Source organism: Citrobacter sp. CK206, assembly GCF_030333125.1.
In the GTDB taxonomy this organism is placed as follows: Bacteria; Pseudomonadota; Gammaproteobacteria; order Enterobacterales; family Enterobacteriaceae; genus Citrobacter_B; species Citrobacter_B koseri.
Map to the genome: position 1 here is coordinate 79,090 of NZ_JAOWGM010000031.1, position 17,308 is coordinate 96,397.

Sequence of the window (17,308 nt, forward strand, 5' to 3'; positions counted from 1 at the left end):
TTTCAGTAGCGGACGGGCGCTCTCTATACTGGCGTTCCGTTTTATTTTTCAGGACATTCCCTCATGGCTGTGGCGATAAGCCGCGTTACGCCTGCTGTTATGCAACGACTCCAGATACCGGTTCAGGTACTGCTGTATGCAGGTTTATTTATTTTTGCTCAATATCTTGTTTCATGGCTGCATCTGCCGCTTCCCGCCAATCTGGTTGGGATGGCGTTGATGCTGGCGCTGATTGTCTGTCGGGTGATCCCGCTTAACTGGGTTCGTGCGGGCGCACGCTGGCTGCTGGCGGAAATGCTGCTGTTCTTTGTCCCCGCCGTGGTGGCGGTCGTTAATTATGCGCAACTGCTGTTGATGGACGGCTGGCGCATCTTCGCCGTGATTGCGATCAGCACGCTGATGGTGCTTGGCGCAACCGCATGGGTGGTGGATAACGTATACCGCTATGAGATGAGCAGGGTAAACCGTGAGTAATTTTCAGCTAAGCGTACTGTGCCTGGTCATCACGCTGGGGATCTATTTCGTCAATAAGCGGCTGTATCGTCGCTTTCGTAAGCTGCCGTTGATGCCGCTGGTGCTCACGCCCGCGCTGTTGGTATTGATACTGGTGTTTGGCCATATCTCCTGGCAGAACTACATTGGCGAATCGCACTGGCTGCTGTGGTTGTTAGGCCCGGCGACCATCGCGTTTGCCGTTCCGGTTTACGATAATCTCGCCATCATTAAACGCCACTGGATGTCGCTGACGGCGGGCGTGGTAACGGCAACCGTGGTGGCGGTTACCAGTTCCGTCTGGCTGGCGCGCCTGTTTACGCTGCCGGATGAGATTCAGCGCAGCCTGGCCGTGCGTTCCGTCACCACGCCATTTGCGCTGGCGGCGGCAGAGCCGCTGGGCGGTCAGCCGGATTTAGTGGCGCTCTTTGTGGTGGTGACCGGCGTGTTCGGGATGGCGGTTGGCGATGCGCTGTTTTTGCGCCTGTCTATTCGTGAAGGAATGGCGAAAGGGGCCGGGTTTGGCGCGGCATCACATGGGGCAGGTACGGCGCGTTCGTATGAACTGGGTCAGCAGGAGGGCGTCGTCGCCAGTCTGGTGATGATGCTGTCCGGTGTGATGATGGTGCTGGCGGCGCCGCTGGTCGCAAAAGTGATGTTCTGATGTTGTCCTCCGACCCGGGGGCCGGAGGAGTGCGCTGAATTAATGCGCGCGGCCTTGCTCAACGCCGTACCCGGTCTGGGAACGGATGAACTGGGCGCGGAACTGCTCACGCTCGCGATTACCTTCCGCAGAGTTATCGGTAGCGGAGAAGAACCAGATCCCGATAAAGGCAACGCTGATGGAGAACAGCGCCGGATACTCATACGGGAAGATGGCTTTTTCGTGGCCGAGGATTTGCACCCAAATCGTTGGGCCGAGAACCATCAGCACGACAGCCGTCACCAGACCTAACCAGCCGCCCATCATCGCGCCGCGCGTGGTCAGCTTCGACCAGTACATGGAGAGCAGGATGATTGGGAAGTTGCAGCTCGCCGCGATAGCAAACGCCAGGCCGACCATGAAGGCGATATTCTGGTTTTCAAACAGCACGCCCAGAATGATGGCAATCACGCCCAGCACCAGTACGGTAATTTTCGATACCCGCAATTCTTCGCGTTCGGTCGCGCCTTTACGAAACACGTTCGCGTACAGGTCGTGAGATACCGCCGATGCGCCTGCCAGCGTCAGACCGGCCACGACCGCCAGGATCGTTGCGAAGGCCACCGCAGAGATAAAGCCGAGGAACAGGTTGCCGCCTACCGCGTTCGCCAGATGAACCGCCGCCATGTTGTTGCCGCCGATTAACGCGCCTGCGGCATCTTTATACTCCGGGTTAGCGCCGACCAGCATGATTGCGCCGAAGCCGATAATAAAGGTCAGGATGTAGAAATAGCCCATAAAGCCAGTGGCGTAGAACACGCTTTTACGCGCTTCGCGGGCATCGCTGACGGTAAAGAAACGCATCAGAATGTGCGGTAAGCCTGCCGTACCGAACATCAGCCCCAGGCCTAATGACAGCGCGGAGATCGGGTCGTTGACCAGACCGCCCGGGCTCATAATGGCTGAACCTTTCGGGTGTACCGCCATCGCTTCGGTGAACAGGTTGTTGAAGCTAAAGCCGACGTGCTTCATCACCATGAACGCCATAAAGCTGGCGCCGAACAGCAGCAGTACGGCTTTGATAATCTGTACCCATGTCGTTGCCAGCATGCCGCCGAACAGGACGTACATCATCATCAGAACGCCCACCAGCACGACCGCAATGTGGTAGTTCAGACCGAACAACAGCTCGATCAGTTTACCTGCCCCCACCATCTGGGCGATGAGGTAAAGCGCCACGACCACCAGCGAACCACAGGCAGACAGAATGCGGATCGGCCCCTGTTTCAGTCGGTAAGAGGCGACGTCGGCAAAGGTATAGCGACCCAGGTTACGCAAGCGCTCGGCGATCAGGAACAGAATGATAGGCCAGCCCACCAGGAAGCCAAGGGAGTAGATCAGCCCGTCGTAGCCGGAGGTGAACACCAGAGCGGAAATCCCGAGGAACGACGCGGCGGACATATAGTCGCCGGCGATCGCCAGCCCATTCTGGAAGCCGGTAATATTCCCGCCTGCCGTGTAATAGTCGCTGCGTGAACGAACGCGTTTAGAGGCCCAGTAGGTGATGCCGAGCGTAAACACCACGAAAATCAGGAACATGACGATTGCCTGCCAGTTGGTTGGCTGGCGTTCTACTGCACCGCTAATGGCATCCGCTGCGTTTGCAGCGAAGGGTAGTGTGGCGGCAAGCGCCGTCAGGACTCTCTTCATGATGCTTTAACCTCGTGCAGTACGGCGTTGTTAAGACGGTCGAATTCACCATTCGCCCGCCAGATGTAAATACCGGTCAGGATGAAGGAGATCAGAATGACGCCCACCCCAATTGGAATACCCCGGGTGACATTGGTGCCGGCGTGTAGCGGAGTGCCCAGCCAGCCCGGCGCGAAGGCAATCAGTAGAATAAAGCTGATATAAACCGCCAGCATGATGACCGACAGGATGGTGGCAAACCGTTGCCGTTTTTCGACTAACTCCCTGAAACGCGCACTGTCTTCTATCCGTTGATAAATATTGTCATTCATCACAGAGTCTCCAGAGATAAGGTAGGGGGATTTTTTTATTTTGCCGGATGGCGGCTGAAGCCTTATCCGGCCTACAAGCGATGTTGAACCTGTAGGCCCGATAAGCAGCGCGCCATCGGGCATTTCACGGTTAGGGTTATGAAGGCATTGCGATGGCCTGCTTCTCTTCGAGCAGTTTCTCGACCACGCCAGGATCGGCGAGGGTTGAGGTATCGCCCAGATTGCTGGTATCGCCCGCTGCGATTTTGCGCAAAATACGGCGCATGATTTTGCCGGAACGCGTTTTCGGCAGTGAGTCTGTCCAGTGCAGCACGTCCGGTGTTGCCAGCGGGCCAATTTCTTTACGTACCCAGTTGCGTACTTCGGTATACAGCTCCGGCGACGGATCTTCGCCGTGATTCAGCGTGACATAGGCGTAGATGGCCTGGCCTTTGATGTTGTGCGGAATACCGACCACCGCGGCTTCGGCAATCTTCGGATGCGACACCAGCGCGGATTCAATCTCCGCCGTGCCCAGACGATGGCCGGAAACGTTCAGTACGTCATCGACGCGCCCGGTGATCCAGTAGTAACCATCTTCGTCACGACGCGCGCCGTCGCCGCTGAAATACATGTTTTTGAAGGTAGAGAAGTAGGTCTGCTCAAAACGCTCGTGATCGCCAAACAGGGTACGCGCCTGACCCGGCCAGGAGTCGGTAATCACCAGATTGCCTTCGGTCGCCCCTTCCTGCGGGTGGCCTTCGTTATCCACCAGCGCGGGCTGCACGCCAAAGAACGGACGCGTGGCGGAACCGGCTTTCAGTTCAGTCGCGCCGGGCAGCGGCGTGATCATGAATCCGCCGGTTTCGGTCTGCCACCAGGTGTCCACTACCGGGCATTTTTCGTTACCGATCTTCTTCCAGTACCATTCCCACGCTTCCGGGTTGATTGGTTCGCCGACGGAACCGAGGATGCGCAGCGAAGAGCGATCGGTGCCTTCAATCGCCTTATCGCCTTCCGCCATCAGGGCGCGAATAGCGGTTGGGGCGGTGTAGAGAATAGTAACCTGGTGCTTATCCACCACCTGCGCCATCCGCGCAGGCGTCGGCCAGTTTGGCACGCCTTCAAACATCAGGGTGGTTGCGCCGCAGGCCAGCGGCCCATACAGCAGGTAGCTGTGCCCGGTCACCCAACCTACGTCTGCGGTGCACCAGTAGATATCGTCCGGGTGATAGTCAAAGACATACTTAAAGGTGGTGGCGGCATAGACCAGATAGCCGCCGGTGGTATGCAGCACGCCTTTTGGCTTGCCGGTTGAACCGGAGGTGTAGAGGATAAATAGCGGATCTTCCGCATTCATCTCTTCCGGCTGATGGTCAGCGCTGGATTTCTCAATCACGTCGCTCCACCACAGATCGCGGCCTTCATGCCAGTCGACTTTCCCGCCAGTACGTTTTAAAACCACCACATGTTCAACGCTGTTCACATTCGGGTTTTTCAGTGCATCATCGACGTTCTTTTTCAGCGGGATGCCGCGTCCGGCACGCACGCCTTCATCGGCGGTGATCACCAGACGTGAGCTGGAGTCGATGATTCGCCCGGCAACCGCCTCCGGCGAGAAGCCGCCGAAGATCACCGAATGCACCGCGCCAATGCGCGCGCAGGCCAGCATCGCCACCGCCGCTTCCGGCACCATCGGCATATAAATAGCCACGACGTCGCCTTTCTTAATGCCCAACTCCAGCAGCGTATTGGCGAAACGACAAACATCGCGATGCAATTCGCGATATGAAATGTGTTTGCTCTGGGTGGCGTCATCGCCTTCCCAGATGATGGCGGTACGGTCGCCGTTTTCTTGCAGATGGCGGTCAAGGCAGTTTGCCGCCAGGTTCAGCGTGCCATCTTCATACCATTTAATCGACACGTTGCCGGGCGCAAAGGAGGTGTTCTTCACTTTTTTATACGGTGTAATCCAGTCGAGAATCTTTCCCTGTTCACCCCAAAAGGTATCTGGCTCGTTAATAGATTGTTGATATTTCGCCTCATACTGCTCCGGGTTTATCAGGCAACGATCCGCAATGTTTGCGGGAATAGCGTGTTTATGTATTTGGCTCATGGCTTTTGTTCTCCTTGTAAGATGTTAATAATATGTCTCACAAAAGTTAAATGTAGGGGCTTTGGCAGTTTTGTTTAGTATTTGCGCGGCAGATCACGCAATAACGGAACTGTGCAAATAAACGGCAAAGTGATTTTTGAAGGAATCTCGCAAAAATGGATTAATACCCGCGATAACATGCAGTTACAGGCGAGTTGTTGAAAAAGTGATCCGCGTCGAATGCTAACGAAAGGAGTAGGTTTAAGGAGGGGCGTATAACTCTAAAGTGGTATTTTACATGCACTTACAATTGATTAAAGACAACATTTTTAATGGGGTTTTTTGTTACACATAGAGGGGAGCAATGTCATGACAGTATTCGTGCGGTTGCTGTTGTGGAAAAACAAAATAAAGAACCGCCATTGAAGGCAATGGCGCAATCTGGATGAGACCTCTATGGCAAGGACAATATTACGCGCACGCCGTTTCTTCAGCCTGATATTACCGTTTTTTTTCATTTCCTCTGTATACGCTGAACAAACGTCCGTTCCCGCAAAGACCGTCACCGTTGAAGCGAAGAATGAAACCTTCGCCCCTCAGCATCCCGATCAATATCTCTCATGGAAAGCGACGTCAGAACAGTCAACGCGTGAAGATGCGCTGGCAGAAGACCCGCGTCTGGTGATCCTGTGGGCGGGATACCCCTTCTCGCGTGACTACAATAAGCCGCGCGGGCACGCTTATGCGGTTACCGATGTGCGTGAAACTCTGCGTACCGGCGCACCGAAAAATGCCGAAGATGGCCCATTGCCGATGGCCTGCTGGAGCTGTAAAAGCCCGGATGTGGCGCGTCTGATCCAGAAAGATGGCGAAGATGGCTACTTCCACGGTAAATGGGCGCGCGGCGGCCCGGAAATCGTCAATGCCCTGGGCTGCGCCGACTGCCATAACACCGCCTCAGACGATTTCGCCAAAGGCAAACCGGCGTTAACGCTCTCCCGTCCTTATGCCGAGCGCGCGATGGAAACCATCGGCAAACCGTTTGATAAAGCCAGCCGTTTTGACCAGCAATCTATGGTGTGCGGGCAGTGCCATGTGGAGTACTACTTTGACGGTAAAAACAAAGCCGTCAAATTCCCGTGGGACGAGGGAACAAAAGTCGAGGATATGGAGAAATATTACGACGCCATCGCCTTCTCTGACTGGACAAACCCGCTGTCGAAAACGCCAATGCTGAAAGCACAGCACCCGGAATATGAAACCTGGAGCGTGGGCATTCACGGCAAGAACAACGTGACCTGTATTGATTGTCACATGCCGAAAGTGCAGAACGCCGAAGGCAAACTTTACACCGACCATAAGATTGGCAACCCGTTTGATAACTTCGCCCAGACCTGCGCCAACTGCCACACCCAGGATAAAGCCTCCCTGCAAAAAGTGGTTGCTGAGCGTAAACAGGCCATTCATGACCTGAAAATCAAGGTTGAAGATCAGTTAGTACACGCGCATTTCGAAGCGAAAGCGGCGTGGGATGCGGGCGCGACAGAAGCGGAAATGAAACCGATTCTGGACGATATCCGTCATGCGCAGTGGCGCTGGGATCTGGCGATTGCCTCGCACGGCATCCATATGCATGCCCCGGATGAAGGTCTGCGTATGCTGGGCGGCGCGATGGATAAAGCGGCGGATGCCCGTACCAAACTGGTGCGCCTGCTGGGCAGTAAAGGCATCACTCATGAAATCCCGCTGCCGGATATCTCCACCAAAGAGAAAGCCCAGAAAGCGATTGGTTTGAACATGCAGCAAATCAACGCCGAGAAGCAGGACTTCATCAAGACGGTGATTCCGCAATGGGAAGATCAGGCGCGTAAAAACGGTCTGTTAAGCCAATAACCCCACATTCCGCCTCGTAAGAGGCGGATAACTCAACGGAGTGAATATGAGCGTATTACGTTCGTTATTAACTGCTGGGGTGCTGGCGTCAGGTCTGTTCTGGAGCCTGTGTGGGATAACCGCTACCCCAACGCCGCAGGACTCAGAGCAACGCTGGACGGTCACCCAGCAGCGTAATCCAGATGCTGCTTGTCTGGATTGCCACAAGCCGGATACCGAGGGTATGCACGGTAAGCACGCTTCTGTCGTTAACCCGAACAACAAGCTGCCGGTTACGTGCACCAACTGTCACGGTCAGCCATCGCCTAAACACCGCGAAGGGGTGAAAGATGTGATGCGCTTTAACGACCCGATGTATACGGTAGAGCAGCAGAACAGCGTCTGTATGTCCTGCCACCTGCCTGAGCAGCTGCAAAAAGCGTTCTGGCCGCATGATGTCCATGTGACCAAAGTGGCGTGCGCCAGCTGTCACTCGCTGCATCCACAGCAAGATACGATGCAGACGCTCAATGAGAAAGGACGGATTAAGATTTGCGTCGATTGCCACAGCGATCAGCGCACCAATCCGCACTTTAACCCGGCGTCCGTTCCCTTGCTTAAGGAGCATCCATGAGTTGCTCTCGTCGCCAGTTTATCACCCGCGTCGGCGCGCTGGTGGCGGTCAGCGGAACAGCAGGACGCGTGGTGGCGAAAACGTTGAATATCAACGGCGTGCGTTACGGCATGGTGCATGATGAGTCATTATGCATCGGCTGTACCGCCTGTATGGATGCCTGTCGGGAAGTGAACCAGGTGCCGGAGGGCGTGTCGCGTCTGACGATTATCCGCAGCGAGCCGCAGGGGACGTTTCCTGACGTGAAGTATCAATTCTTCCGTCATTCGTGCCAGCACTGCGATCATGCGCCCTGCGTCGACGTTTGCCCGACCGGGGCGTCATTCCGCGATGCCGCCAGCGGTATCGTTGATGTGAACCCGGATCTGTGCGTCGGCTGCCAGTATTGCATTGCGGCGTGTCCTTATCGCGTACGCTTTATCCATCCGGTCAGCAAGACGGCGGATAAGTGCGATTTCTGCCGGAAAACCAACCTGAAAGCGGGTAAGTTGCCCGCCTGCGTCGAGTCCTGCCCGACAAAGGCGCTGACGTTTGGCAACCTGGACGATCCCAACAGCGACATCTCTCGTCTGCTGCGGCAGAAAACCACCTACCGCTACAAGCTGGCGCTGGGTACGAAACCGAAGGTCTACCGCGTTCCCTTTAAATTTGGGGAGGTGAGCCAATGACGCACGCTTCTGCTTTCCATTTTGAATCGCTGGTGTGGGACTGGCCCATCGCCATCTATCTGTTTCTGATTGGTATTTCTGCCGGGTTAGTGACGCTGGCTATTTTGCTGCGCCGCATTCACCCGGAAGCGGGCGGGGCGGACAGCACGCTGCTGCGTACGACGCTGGTGGTGGGGCCGGGGGCAATTATTCTTGGCCTGCTGATCCTGATCTTTCACCTGACGCGCCCGTGGACCTTCTGGAAACTGATGTTCCACTACAGCTTCACGTCAGTGATGTCGATGGGCGTCATGCTGTTCCAGCTCTATATGGTGGTGCTGGTTCTGTGGCTGGCGAAAATCTTTGAAAAAGAAGTGCTTGCCCTGCAACAGCGCTGGTTGCCGCGTCTGGGGATGGTGCAGAAAGCGTTGACGCTGCTGACGCCGTTCCATCGCCTGCTTGAGACGGTAATGCTGGTGCTGGCGGTACTGCTGGGGGCGTATACCGGCTTCCTGCTGTCGGCGCTGAAGTCCTATCCGTTCCTTAATAACCCGATCCTGCCGGTGCTGTTCCTGTTCTCGGGGATCTCTTCCGGGGCGGCGGTGGCGCTGATTGCGATGGCCTTGCGTCATCGCAGCAATCCGCACAGCACTGAAGCGCATTTTGTGCATCGCATGGAAACGCCGGTCGTCTGGCTGGAAATCTTCCTGCTGGCGGCGTTCTTCGTTGGGCTGGCGTTGGGCGATGACGGCAAAATGCGCTCGCTGACTGCGGCGCTGGGCGGCGGATTCTGGACATGGTGGTTCTGGCTTGGCGTCGCGGGGCTGGGGCTGATTGTGCCAATGCTGCTGAAGCCGTGGGCGAATCGCGGTTCGACGTTTCACGGCGTGCTGGCGGTATGCGGCGCCAGCCTGACCGGTGTCCTGCTGCTGCGCTTTTTCATTCTTTATGCGGGACAGCTAACGGTCGCGTGAGCTTAGGCAGGGTGATCTCTGGACGTATTCCTTCCTGAAGCCGGTTTTCTGGCATTACTGCTGAGTCTTGGGGTCAACGTGTTGACCCCACTTGCCACGCTGGTGGGGTTGCGCCAGCGCTGGCAGGGCATCAGACGTCTGGCGATAATCGGCGTCCTGGCGCAATTCGCGCTGTTATTACTGGCGTTCGCTATTCTGGTTTTCTGCTTTCTTACCAGCGATTTTTCGGTTGTCTACGTTGCACAGCATAGCTACAGCCTGCTGCCGTGGGGATTAAAACTGGCGGCGGTGTGGGGCGGTCATGAAGGATCGCTGCTGCTGTGGGTGCTGTTCCTTTCCGGCTGGAGCGCGCTGTTCGCCTGGCGTTGCAAAGGCGAGCGCGATGCGCTCTTTCCGCTAACGCTCTGTATTCTGTCGATGATGACCGCCCTGCTGCTGCTGTTTGTCGTGGTCTGGTCGGACCCGTTTGTGCGTATCTTTCCGCCCGCGATTGAGGGGCGCGATCTCAATCCGATGCTGCAACACCTGGGGCTGATTCTCCATCCACCGCTGCTTTATCTGGGCTATGGCGGCCTGATGGTCGCAGCGGGCGTTGCGCTGGCGTCATTGCTGCGCGGCGGCTTTAGCGCGGCCACCGCCTGGGTCTGCTGGCGCTGGGCGCTCCCCGGCTGGTGCGCGCTGACGCTGGGCATCATTCTCGGGTCGTGGTGGGCGTACTGCGAACTGGGCTGGGGCGGCTGGTGGTTCTGGGACCCAGTGGAAAACGCTTCTTTATTACCCTGGCTTTCCGCCAGCGCGCTACTGCACAGCCTGTTCGTTTCCCGCCAGCGCGGCATCTTCCGCCACTGGTCTTTGCTGCTGGCGATTCTGACGCTGATTTTATCCCTGCTGGGCACGCTGATTGTGCGCTCCGGCATTCTGGTTTCTGTCCATGCCTTTGCGCTGGATAACGTGCGTGCGGTGCCGCTGTTCGCGCTGTTTACCGTGTTGAGCCTGGCGTCGCTCGGGTTGTACGCGTGGCGAGGCCAGCAAGTCCGCCAGAATGCGCGTTTTGGCAGTTGGTCGCGTGAGATGATGATTCTGGCCGCGCTGCTGCTTTTTAGCGCCGTGCTGCTGATTGTGCTTATCGGGACGCTCTATCCGATGATTTACGGCCTGTTCGGCTGGGGGCGACTCTCCGTCGGCGCGCCCTATTTTAATCGCGCCACGCTGCCGTTTGGGCTGCTGATGCTGTTAGTTATCGTACTGGCGACAATCAGAAGCCGGAGAGTGTCTGTGCGCCGCCAGCTTCCGGCGCTGCTGGCGCATACTGGCGTACTGATTGTCGCCGCCGGGATTATTTTCTCCAGCGGCAGTCGGCATGAAATCAGCCTTAATCTGCGCCCCGGAGAGCAGGTGGAACTGGCAGGCTACACGTTTCGTTTTGAACGTCTCGATCTGGAGGCGAAAGGCAATTACACCACCGAGAAGGCGCAGATCGCCATTGAGCAGGATAAACGGCACATCGGGCGCGTCACGCCAGAGCGGCGTTTTTACGCGGCGCGCCGTCAGCAGATGATGGAGCCGGGGATTCGCTGGAATCTGCTGCATGACTGGTATGCGGTGATGGGCGAAAAAACCGGGCAGGATCGCTATGCCATGCGCCTGTATGTCCAGACCGGCGTGCGCTGGATCTGGGGCGGAGGGCTGTTGATGATTGCAGGCGCGGCGCTCAGCGGCTGGCGTGGGAGGAAGCGTGATGAGTAAATTAATCAACGTGTTGCCGGATGGCGGCGTACGGGGTGCGCAACACATGGTAGGCCAGATAAGCGCAGCGCCATCCGGCAGAATAGGTTTACTCTTGGCTATCATTTTGTTTTTCATCACCTTTGCGACGCATGCCCAGGTTGTGGACACCTGGCGCTTTGAAAACGCGCAACAGCAGGAAAAATCACTATTTATTGCCAGCCAGCTGCGCTGCCCGCAGTGCCAGAATCAAAACTTGCTGGAATCCAACGCGCCGGTAGCGGTCAGTATGCGCCATCAGGTCTATACCATGGTGGCGGAAGGTAAAAGCGAAGAGGAAATCACCGCCTGGATGACCGAACGCTACGGTGAGTTTGTCCTCTACAACCCGGCGCTAACCGGGCAAACGTTGCTGCTGTGGGCGCTGCCTTTCCTGCTGTTGCTGCTGGTGGGCGTGGCGCTGTGGCGAGTGATAGCGCGTCAGCGTAAAGAGGAGGGGGAGTGAATGAGTCTGCATCAGGTGAGCGTACTGCTGCTGCGTCACAGCCAGCGCCAGGCGCAGCTACAACAGGAATTGCATCATGATTTGGCGGAGCCTGTGGCTTCGGACGCGCCGTCGCGCCCGCTGCCGGTGAAAGCGCTGCTGGCCGTTGCGATCGTCATGGTGATGGCTTGCGTCGGCGGCTATCTGGTGTCGTCAAAATGGCAGGCCGTTCGCCAGGAACAGCAGCGTCTGGCCGATCCGCTGCGGGCGTTTACCGATGAACCGACGGCGGAAAAGCAGTTGCTGACGTTGCAGGCGGCGATTCGCGCAAACCCGCAGGACAGCGCGCAGTGGGCGACGCTGGGCGAGTACTACCTCTGGCGTAATGCCTATGACAATGCTCTGCTGGCGTATCAGCAGGCGCTGCGCCTGCGGGGAGAGAACGCGGAGATCTATTCGGCGCTGGCGACGGTGCGCTATTACCAGTCCGGGCAGCATATGACGCCGGAAACGCGTGAAATGATCGATAAAGCGCTGGCGCTTGATGCTTCGGAAGTCACCGCGTTAATGCTGCTGGCCGCTGATGCGTTTATGCAGGCTGATTATGTGCAGGCCATCGCATTCTGGCAAAAATTACTGGATTTGAACTCGCCAAGGGTTAATCGCGTGCAACTCATTGACGCTATTAATATGGCGAAGTTGTTGCAGAATCGTCAGAAATAATTTTGTTTTTTTGTGATTTGTGTCGTTTTTGCTGTTTAAAAAGTAAGCGAATGAACGGTGGCGTTAAAATAATTCCAGAAAGGTATTATTCGTTTTTGAGGAAATAAAAATCTTTCCATAACAAATAGTTATTCATGATGATCGCGATAAACTCGCGTTATTATGCATAAAATCAGTTAGATGCCCTGTTCTGAAAGGGTTGCGCAGTATGCCATGCAAATGGTACTGATTATGCGCGTTAAAAAACTCCACAAACGAACGCAACACAATTCATACCCTTTCAGTATGTACTGTTCTCATCCTTTTTTGAATGCAGAACGGCGCTTCATTGAGGAAGTCTGTTGTTATGAAAAACTTGAAAATCAGCCTGGCCTGGCAGATTTTGCTGGCCATGGTGCTGGGTATTCTTCTGGGCAGTTATCTGCATTATCACAGCGACAGCCGCGAATGGCTGGTTGCCAACCTGCTGTCACCGGCGGGTGATATCTTTATCCATCTGATCAAAATGATCGTCGTTCCGATTGTTATTTCCACTCTGATTGTCGGTATTGCCGGTGTCGGCGATGCGAAACAGTTAGGACGTATCGGTGCCAAAACCATTATCTATTTCGAAGTGATCACGACCGTCGCCATTATCCTCGGTATTACACTGGCGAACGTGTTTCAACCCGGTTCCGGGATTGATATGTCGCAACTGGCGACCGTGGATATTTCGAAATACCAAAGCACGACGGCAGAAGTACAAAGCCATGCGCACGGTTTGATGGGCACGATTTTGTCACTGGTTCCGACCAATATTGTCGCGTCGATGGCGAAGGGCGACATGCTGCCGATTATCTTCTTCTCGGTGCTGTTTGGCCTGGGTCTGTCTTCCCTGCCTGCGACTCACCGTGAACCGCTGGTCACCGTGTTCCGCTCCATCTCAGAAACCATGTTTAAAGTGACCCACATGGTGATGCGTTACGCGCCGGTTGGGGTGTTTGCGCTGATCGCCGTGACCGTGGCGAACTTTGGTTTTGCGTCGCTGTGGCCGCTGGCGAAACTGGTGCTGCTGGTACACTTCGCGATTCTGTTCTTCGCGCTGGTGGTGTTGGGCATCGTGGCGCGTCTGTGCGGTCTGAGCGTCTGGATTCTGATTCGTATCCTGAAAGATGAACTGATTCTGGCTTACTCCACGGCCAGTTCAGAGAGCGTGCTACCGCGCATTATCGAGAAGATGGAGGCCTATGGCGCTCCGGCGTCGATCACCAGCTTTGTGGTGCCGACCGGGTACTCCTTCAACCTTGATGGCTCAACGCTGTACCAGAGTATTGCGGCGATCTTTATCGCGCAGCTGTACGGTATCGACCTGTCGCTGTGGCAGGAAATCATACTGGTGCTGACGCTGATGGTCACCTCGAAAGGGATTGCGGGCGTGCCGGGCGTTTCCTTCGTGGTGCTGCTGGCGACGCTGGGTAGCGTGGGCATTCCGCTGGAAGGGCTGGCGTTTATCGCCGGTGTTGACCGTATCCTCGATATGGCGCGTACCGCGCTGAACGTGGTGGGTAATGCGCTGGCGGTGCTGGTTATCGCCAAGTGGGAACACAAGTTTGACCGTAAGAAAGCGCTGGCGTATGAGCGCGAGGTATTGGGCAAATTTGATAAGACCGCGAATCAGTAATTCATGACAGATTGCCGGATGGCGCTACGCTTATCCGGCCTACGGGAAGCTGTGGTCTGTAGGCCGGATAAGGCGCTTGCGCCGCCATCCGGCAATATTACATTCACCCGTTGGTTAACTTATCAAACTCTTCGCAGCCGGTATCAAACCCTTCCGTACAGCTCAGATTCAACCAGTGCAGCGCCTTCTGTTTATTCTTCTCAATAAAGCCCTGTTCGCCGTTTAAGAACAACATTCCGGCCCAGTATTCGGAGTAGCCGGTACGGGAAATGGCGGAACTGCGTTTGAAATACCAGGTCGCCTTATCGTCATCGGCAGGAATGCCCACGCCGTTGGCATAAATCAGCCCGAGCAGCATCTGCGCATCGGCGGCAGAATCGCTCTCCAGGTTTTCTGAGGCGTTTTGCAACAGTGAAATAGCTTTTGGATAGTCAGGCGTCCCCGCCTGGGTGTTGACCAGAATGCGCGCCAGAGTGATTTCTCCGGCTTTGCTGCCCGCTTGTGCCGCTTTTTCGGCCAGCGTTTTAGCCTGCGGATAATCCAGACTGACGGGGTTGGTGATTTTGATTTGCGCCAGCAATGCGCAGGCATCCGCATCACCGTTGTCTGCGGCTTTTTGCGCCCAGTATTCGGCCTTGCTGAGATCGCCGGAACTGAACCAGGTATCGGCAAGGAAATACTGTGCGCGTCGGTCTCCGCCCTCCGCCGCCTTCAGATACTGGCTGCCAGGCTCAGTATCGGTGGCATGGGCAAAGAATGTCATTAAGAACATCAATGCAAGAAGTGGTTTCATTTTGAGTTTTATTTAGGGTACGGAGTAGACAGTATAAAGAGATCGTATGGATAAAAAAACAGCCTCCGGCGGAGGCTGTTGCAAGGAAAATGTCTGATGGCGATGCTCACGCATCTTATCAGGCCGACAGTGGAAACAGGTCGTAGGCCGGATAAGGCATTCTCATGCCGCCATTCGGCAGATTACCCCATTGCGCTTTCGCGCAGACGGGTTTTCAACTTGCTGTATTCATCAATCACATACTGCTCGGCGGCGCGCTGATCGGCGATCGGCTCGACGCGCACGGCGCAGTACTTGTACTCCGGCGTTTTGGTAATCGGGCTTAAGTTCTCCGTCACCAGCTCGTTACAGGCGCCAATCCACCACTGGTAGGTCATGTAAATCGCCCCTTTGTTCGGACGATCGCTGACCTGCGCACGGGTGATAATTTTGCCTTTACGTGAATGAACCCAGACCAGCGCTTCATCTTCAATGCCCAGACGCGCGGCGTCGGCCGTGTTGATTTGCGCATAGCCAGGCTCATCCGCCAGCGCCGCCAGCGCGGCACAGTTCCCGGTCATCGAGCGACACGAGTAGTGGCCGACTTCACGCACCGTAGACAGCACCATCGGGTACTCTTCGGTGAGTTTGTCGATCGGTGCGACCCAGTCGCAGGTGAAGAACTGCGCCAGACCGTTCGGGGTGTCGAACTTCTCTTTGAAGAGATAAGACGTCCCCTGATCGGCATCCGACGTGTCGCGGCAAGGCCACTGAATGAAGCCCAGCTCGCCCATCTTCTCGTAAGTCGCCCCGTAAAAATCCGGGCACAGATGACGCAACTCATCCCAGATCTCCTGGGTGTTGTTGTAGTGCATCGGGTAGCCCATACGGGTGGCGATTTCACTGATGATTTGCCAGTCCGTTTTCAGATCCCACTTCGGTTCAACGGCTTTAAAGAAGCGCTGGAAACCACGGTCAGCAGCGGTAAACACCCCTTCATGCTCGCCCCACGACGTAGACGGTAAGATAACATCCGCCGCCGACGCGGTTTTGGTCATAAAGATGTCCTGCACGATGACCAGTTCCAGGTCTTCAAACCCTTTGCGCACCGCAGAGAGTTCCGCATCGGTTTGCAGCGGATCTTCACCCATAATGTACGCCGCGCGAACTTCGCCATGCGCAGCACGGTGTGGCAGTTCGCTGATGCGATAGCCGGTATGCGCTGGCAGGCTTTCCACGCCCCAGGCTTTGGCGAATTTTTCGCGGTTAGCCGGGTCTTTCACGTACTGATAGCCCGGATAGGTATCCGGCAGCGCGCCCATGTCACATGCGCCCTGAACGTTGTTCTGGCCGCGAACCGGGTTTACGCCCACGCTTGGCTTACCGAGGTTGCCGGTCAGCATGGCGAGACTGGTCAGCGAACGCACGGTTTCCACGCCCTGATAGAACTGGGTCACGCCCATGCCCCACAGGATTGCGGCGCTTTTCGCTTCGGCGTACATACGCGCCGCCTTGCGAATATCGTGCGCGCTCACGCCGGTGATATCCTCAACGGATTCCGGCGTGTAGCCTTCGACAATCTTACGGTACTCTTCAAAGCCTTCAGTACGGGAGGCGACGAACGCCTGGTCGTACAGATTTTCTTCAATAATGACATGACCCATAGCGTTGAGCAGCGCGATATTCGAGCCGTTTCTCAACGCGATGTGGATGTCGGCAATGCGCGCGGTTTCAATTTTGCGCGGATCGCAGACGATAATTTTCGCGCCGTTGCGTTTAGCGTTAATCACATGATTCGCCACGATAGGGTGGGAATCCGCCGGGTTGTAGCCGAAGATAAACACTAAATCGGTGTTATCAATTTCGTTAATCGCATTACTCATTGCGCCGTTACCGACCGACTGGTGCAGACCTGCAACCGATGGGCCGTGTCAGACGCGAGCGCAGCAGTCAACGTTATTGGTACCAATAACGGCGCGCGCGAATTTTTGCATTACATAGTTGGTTTCGTTACCTGTGCCGCGAGACGAACCGGTCGTCTGGATGGCGTCCGGGCCATACTTCGCTTTGATGGCGCTCAGGCGATCGGCGACGTAGTTCAGCGCTTCATCCCAGGAAACGGATTCCAGTTTGCCGCCACGCTGGCGACGAATCATAGGGGTTTTCAGGCGCGGGGTCAGGATCTGGGTATCGTTAATAAAATCCCAGCCATAGTAGCCCTTCAGACACAGAGTACCCTGATTGGTTTTCCCCTGCGCCGCCTCTGCCCGGACGATTTTGCCGTTATCGACCACCAGGTTGATTTTGCAACCTGATGCGCAATACGGGCAAACCGTGACGACTTTTTTCATCGGTCTCGCTCCAGTTAATCAAATCGCGCATACGCGCTGTCGGCCTCATTATGCATCTTTTATGCCATGTTTTTATTGGGGTCTTTCCCTGATATTACGGGTAAAATTTGGTCAAAACCCTGACGAAAAACAGGCTGTCGTCAGTTTTGACGTGACGAACAGGAAAAGCAGTGACGGCCCGGCAGTGTGACCAGGGTTATGTTTCCTGCATCTCCTGCTGCGCAATATCTGTCACT

At 55.8% G+C, this 17,308-nt stretch carries 13 protein-coding genes and 1 pseudogene; 9 read left to right on the forward strand and 5 right to left on the reverse strand.

Annotated features, from left to right (window positions below; translation table 11 throughout):
* Positions 1–63 precede the first annotated feature (63 nt).
* Positions 64–474 carry a CidA/LrgA family protein gene (locus OGX81_RS21420; RefSeq protein ID WP_058668419.1) on the forward strand — a complete coding sequence of 137 codons (411 nt, stop codon included), beginning with the start codon at positions 64–66 and terminating at the stop codon, positions 472–474.
* Positions 467–1,156, forward strand: coding sequence for an LrgB family protein (locus OGX81_RS21425; protein ID WP_012134590.1), 690 nt, complete (start codon positions 467–469; stop codon positions 1,154–1,156). The genes OGX81_RS21420 and OGX81_RS21425 overlap by 8 nt, the downstream gene beginning before the upstream one ends.
* A gap of 39 nt (positions 1,157–1,195) precedes the next feature.
* On the opposite strand, the gene actP is transcribed toward OGX81_RS21425, so the two are convergent.
* The 3 genes from actP to acs all read right to left on the reverse strand — a co-directional run bounded on the left by actP (position 1,196) and on the right by acs (position 5,251).
* Complete coding sequence (gene actP / locus OGX81_RS21430; protein WP_012134589.1) at positions 1,196–2,845, reverse strand: cation/acetate symporter ActP; 1,650 nt, start codon at positions 2,843–2,845, stop codon at positions 1,196–1,198.
* Positions 2,842–3,156: a DUF485 domain-containing protein gene (locus tag OGX81_RS21435; protein WP_024130828.1), complete on the reverse strand. Its 315-nt coding sequence runs from the start codon at positions 3,154–3,156 to the stop codon at positions 2,842–2,844. Before OGX81_RS21435 ends, actP begins: the two co-directional genes overlap by 4 nt.
* Positions 3,157–3,292: 136 nt before the next feature.
* The gene (gene acs / locus OGX81_RS21440; protein WP_012134587.1) at positions 3,293–5,251 is read right to left on the reverse strand and encodes an acetate--CoA ligase; all 1,959 of its coding nucleotides are present in this window, start codon (positions 5,249–5,251) and stop codon (positions 3,293–3,295) included.
* Between the two features lie 435 nt (positions 5,252–5,686).
* On the opposite strand from acs, the gene nrfA reads away from it, so the two are divergent.
* The 7 genes and pseudogenes from nrfA to gltP all read left to right on the forward strand — a co-directional run bounded on the left by nrfA (position 5,687) and on the right by gltP (position 13,949).
* Entirely contained in the window at positions 5,687–7,123 is a 1,437-nt protein-coding gene (nrfA, locus tag OGX81_RS21445; protein WP_012134584.1) for an ammonia-forming nitrite reductase cytochrome c552 subunit, read from the forward strand.
* 46 nt (positions 7,124–7,169) lie between these two features.
* Positions 7,170–7,736 (forward strand): cytochrome c nitrite reductase pentaheme subunit, encoded by a 567-nt coding sequence (gene nrfB / locus OGX81_RS21450; protein ID WP_024130827.1) that lies wholly within the window; start codon positions 7,170–7,172, stop codon positions 7,734–7,736.
* Positions 7,733–8,404, forward strand: a complete 672-nt coding sequence (gene nrfC, locus OGX81_RS21455; protein ID WP_012134582.1) for a cytochrome c nitrite reductase Fe-S protein — start codon at positions 7,733–7,735, stop codon at positions 8,402–8,404. Before nrfB ends, nrfC begins: the two co-directional genes overlap by 4 nt.
* Entirely contained in the window at positions 8,401–9,357 is a 957-nt protein-coding gene (gene nrfD, locus OGX81_RS21460; protein ID WP_060815986.1) for a cytochrome c nitrite reductase subunit NrfD, read from the forward strand. Before nrfC ends, nrfD begins: the two co-directional genes overlap by 4 nt.
* A gap of 18 nt (positions 9,358–9,375) precedes the next feature.
* Positions 9,376–11,587 (forward strand): annotated as a pseudogene (nrfF, locus tag OGX81_RS21465) (heme lyase NrfEFG subunit NrfF).
* Positions 11,588–12,289, forward strand: coding sequence for a heme lyase NrfEFG subunit NrfG (gene nrfG, locus OGX81_RS21470; protein ID WP_373561846.1), 702 nt, complete (start codon positions 11,588–11,590; stop codon positions 12,287–12,289).
* A gap of 346 nt (positions 12,290–12,635) precedes the next feature.
* Positions 12,636–13,949 (forward strand): glutamate/aspartate:proton symporter GltP, encoded by a 1,314-nt coding sequence (gene gltP / locus OGX81_RS21475; protein WP_024130825.1) that lies wholly within the window; start codon positions 12,636–12,638, stop codon positions 13,947–13,949.
* A 103-nt stretch (positions 13,950–14,052) separates the two neighbouring features.
* Here the strand turns inward: gltP and yjcO are convergent, their stop codons facing one another.
* Together yjcO and fdhF are read right to left on the reverse strand one after the other, a co-directional pair.
* A complete protein-coding gene (gene yjcO, locus OGX81_RS21480) occupies positions 14,053–14,742 on the reverse strand; it encodes a Sel1 family TPR-like repeat protein YjcO (protein WP_012134575.1) in 690 nt (229 codons plus the stop codon).
* A 182-nt stretch (positions 14,743–14,924) separates the two neighbouring features.
* Positions 14,925–17,072, reverse strand: a complete 2,148-nt coding sequence (fdhF, locus tag OGX81_RS21485; protein ID WP_077956844.1) for a formate dehydrogenase subunit alpha — start codon at positions 17,070–17,072, stop codon at positions 14,925–14,927.
* Between the last annotated feature and the right edge of the window lie 236 nt (positions 17,073–17,308).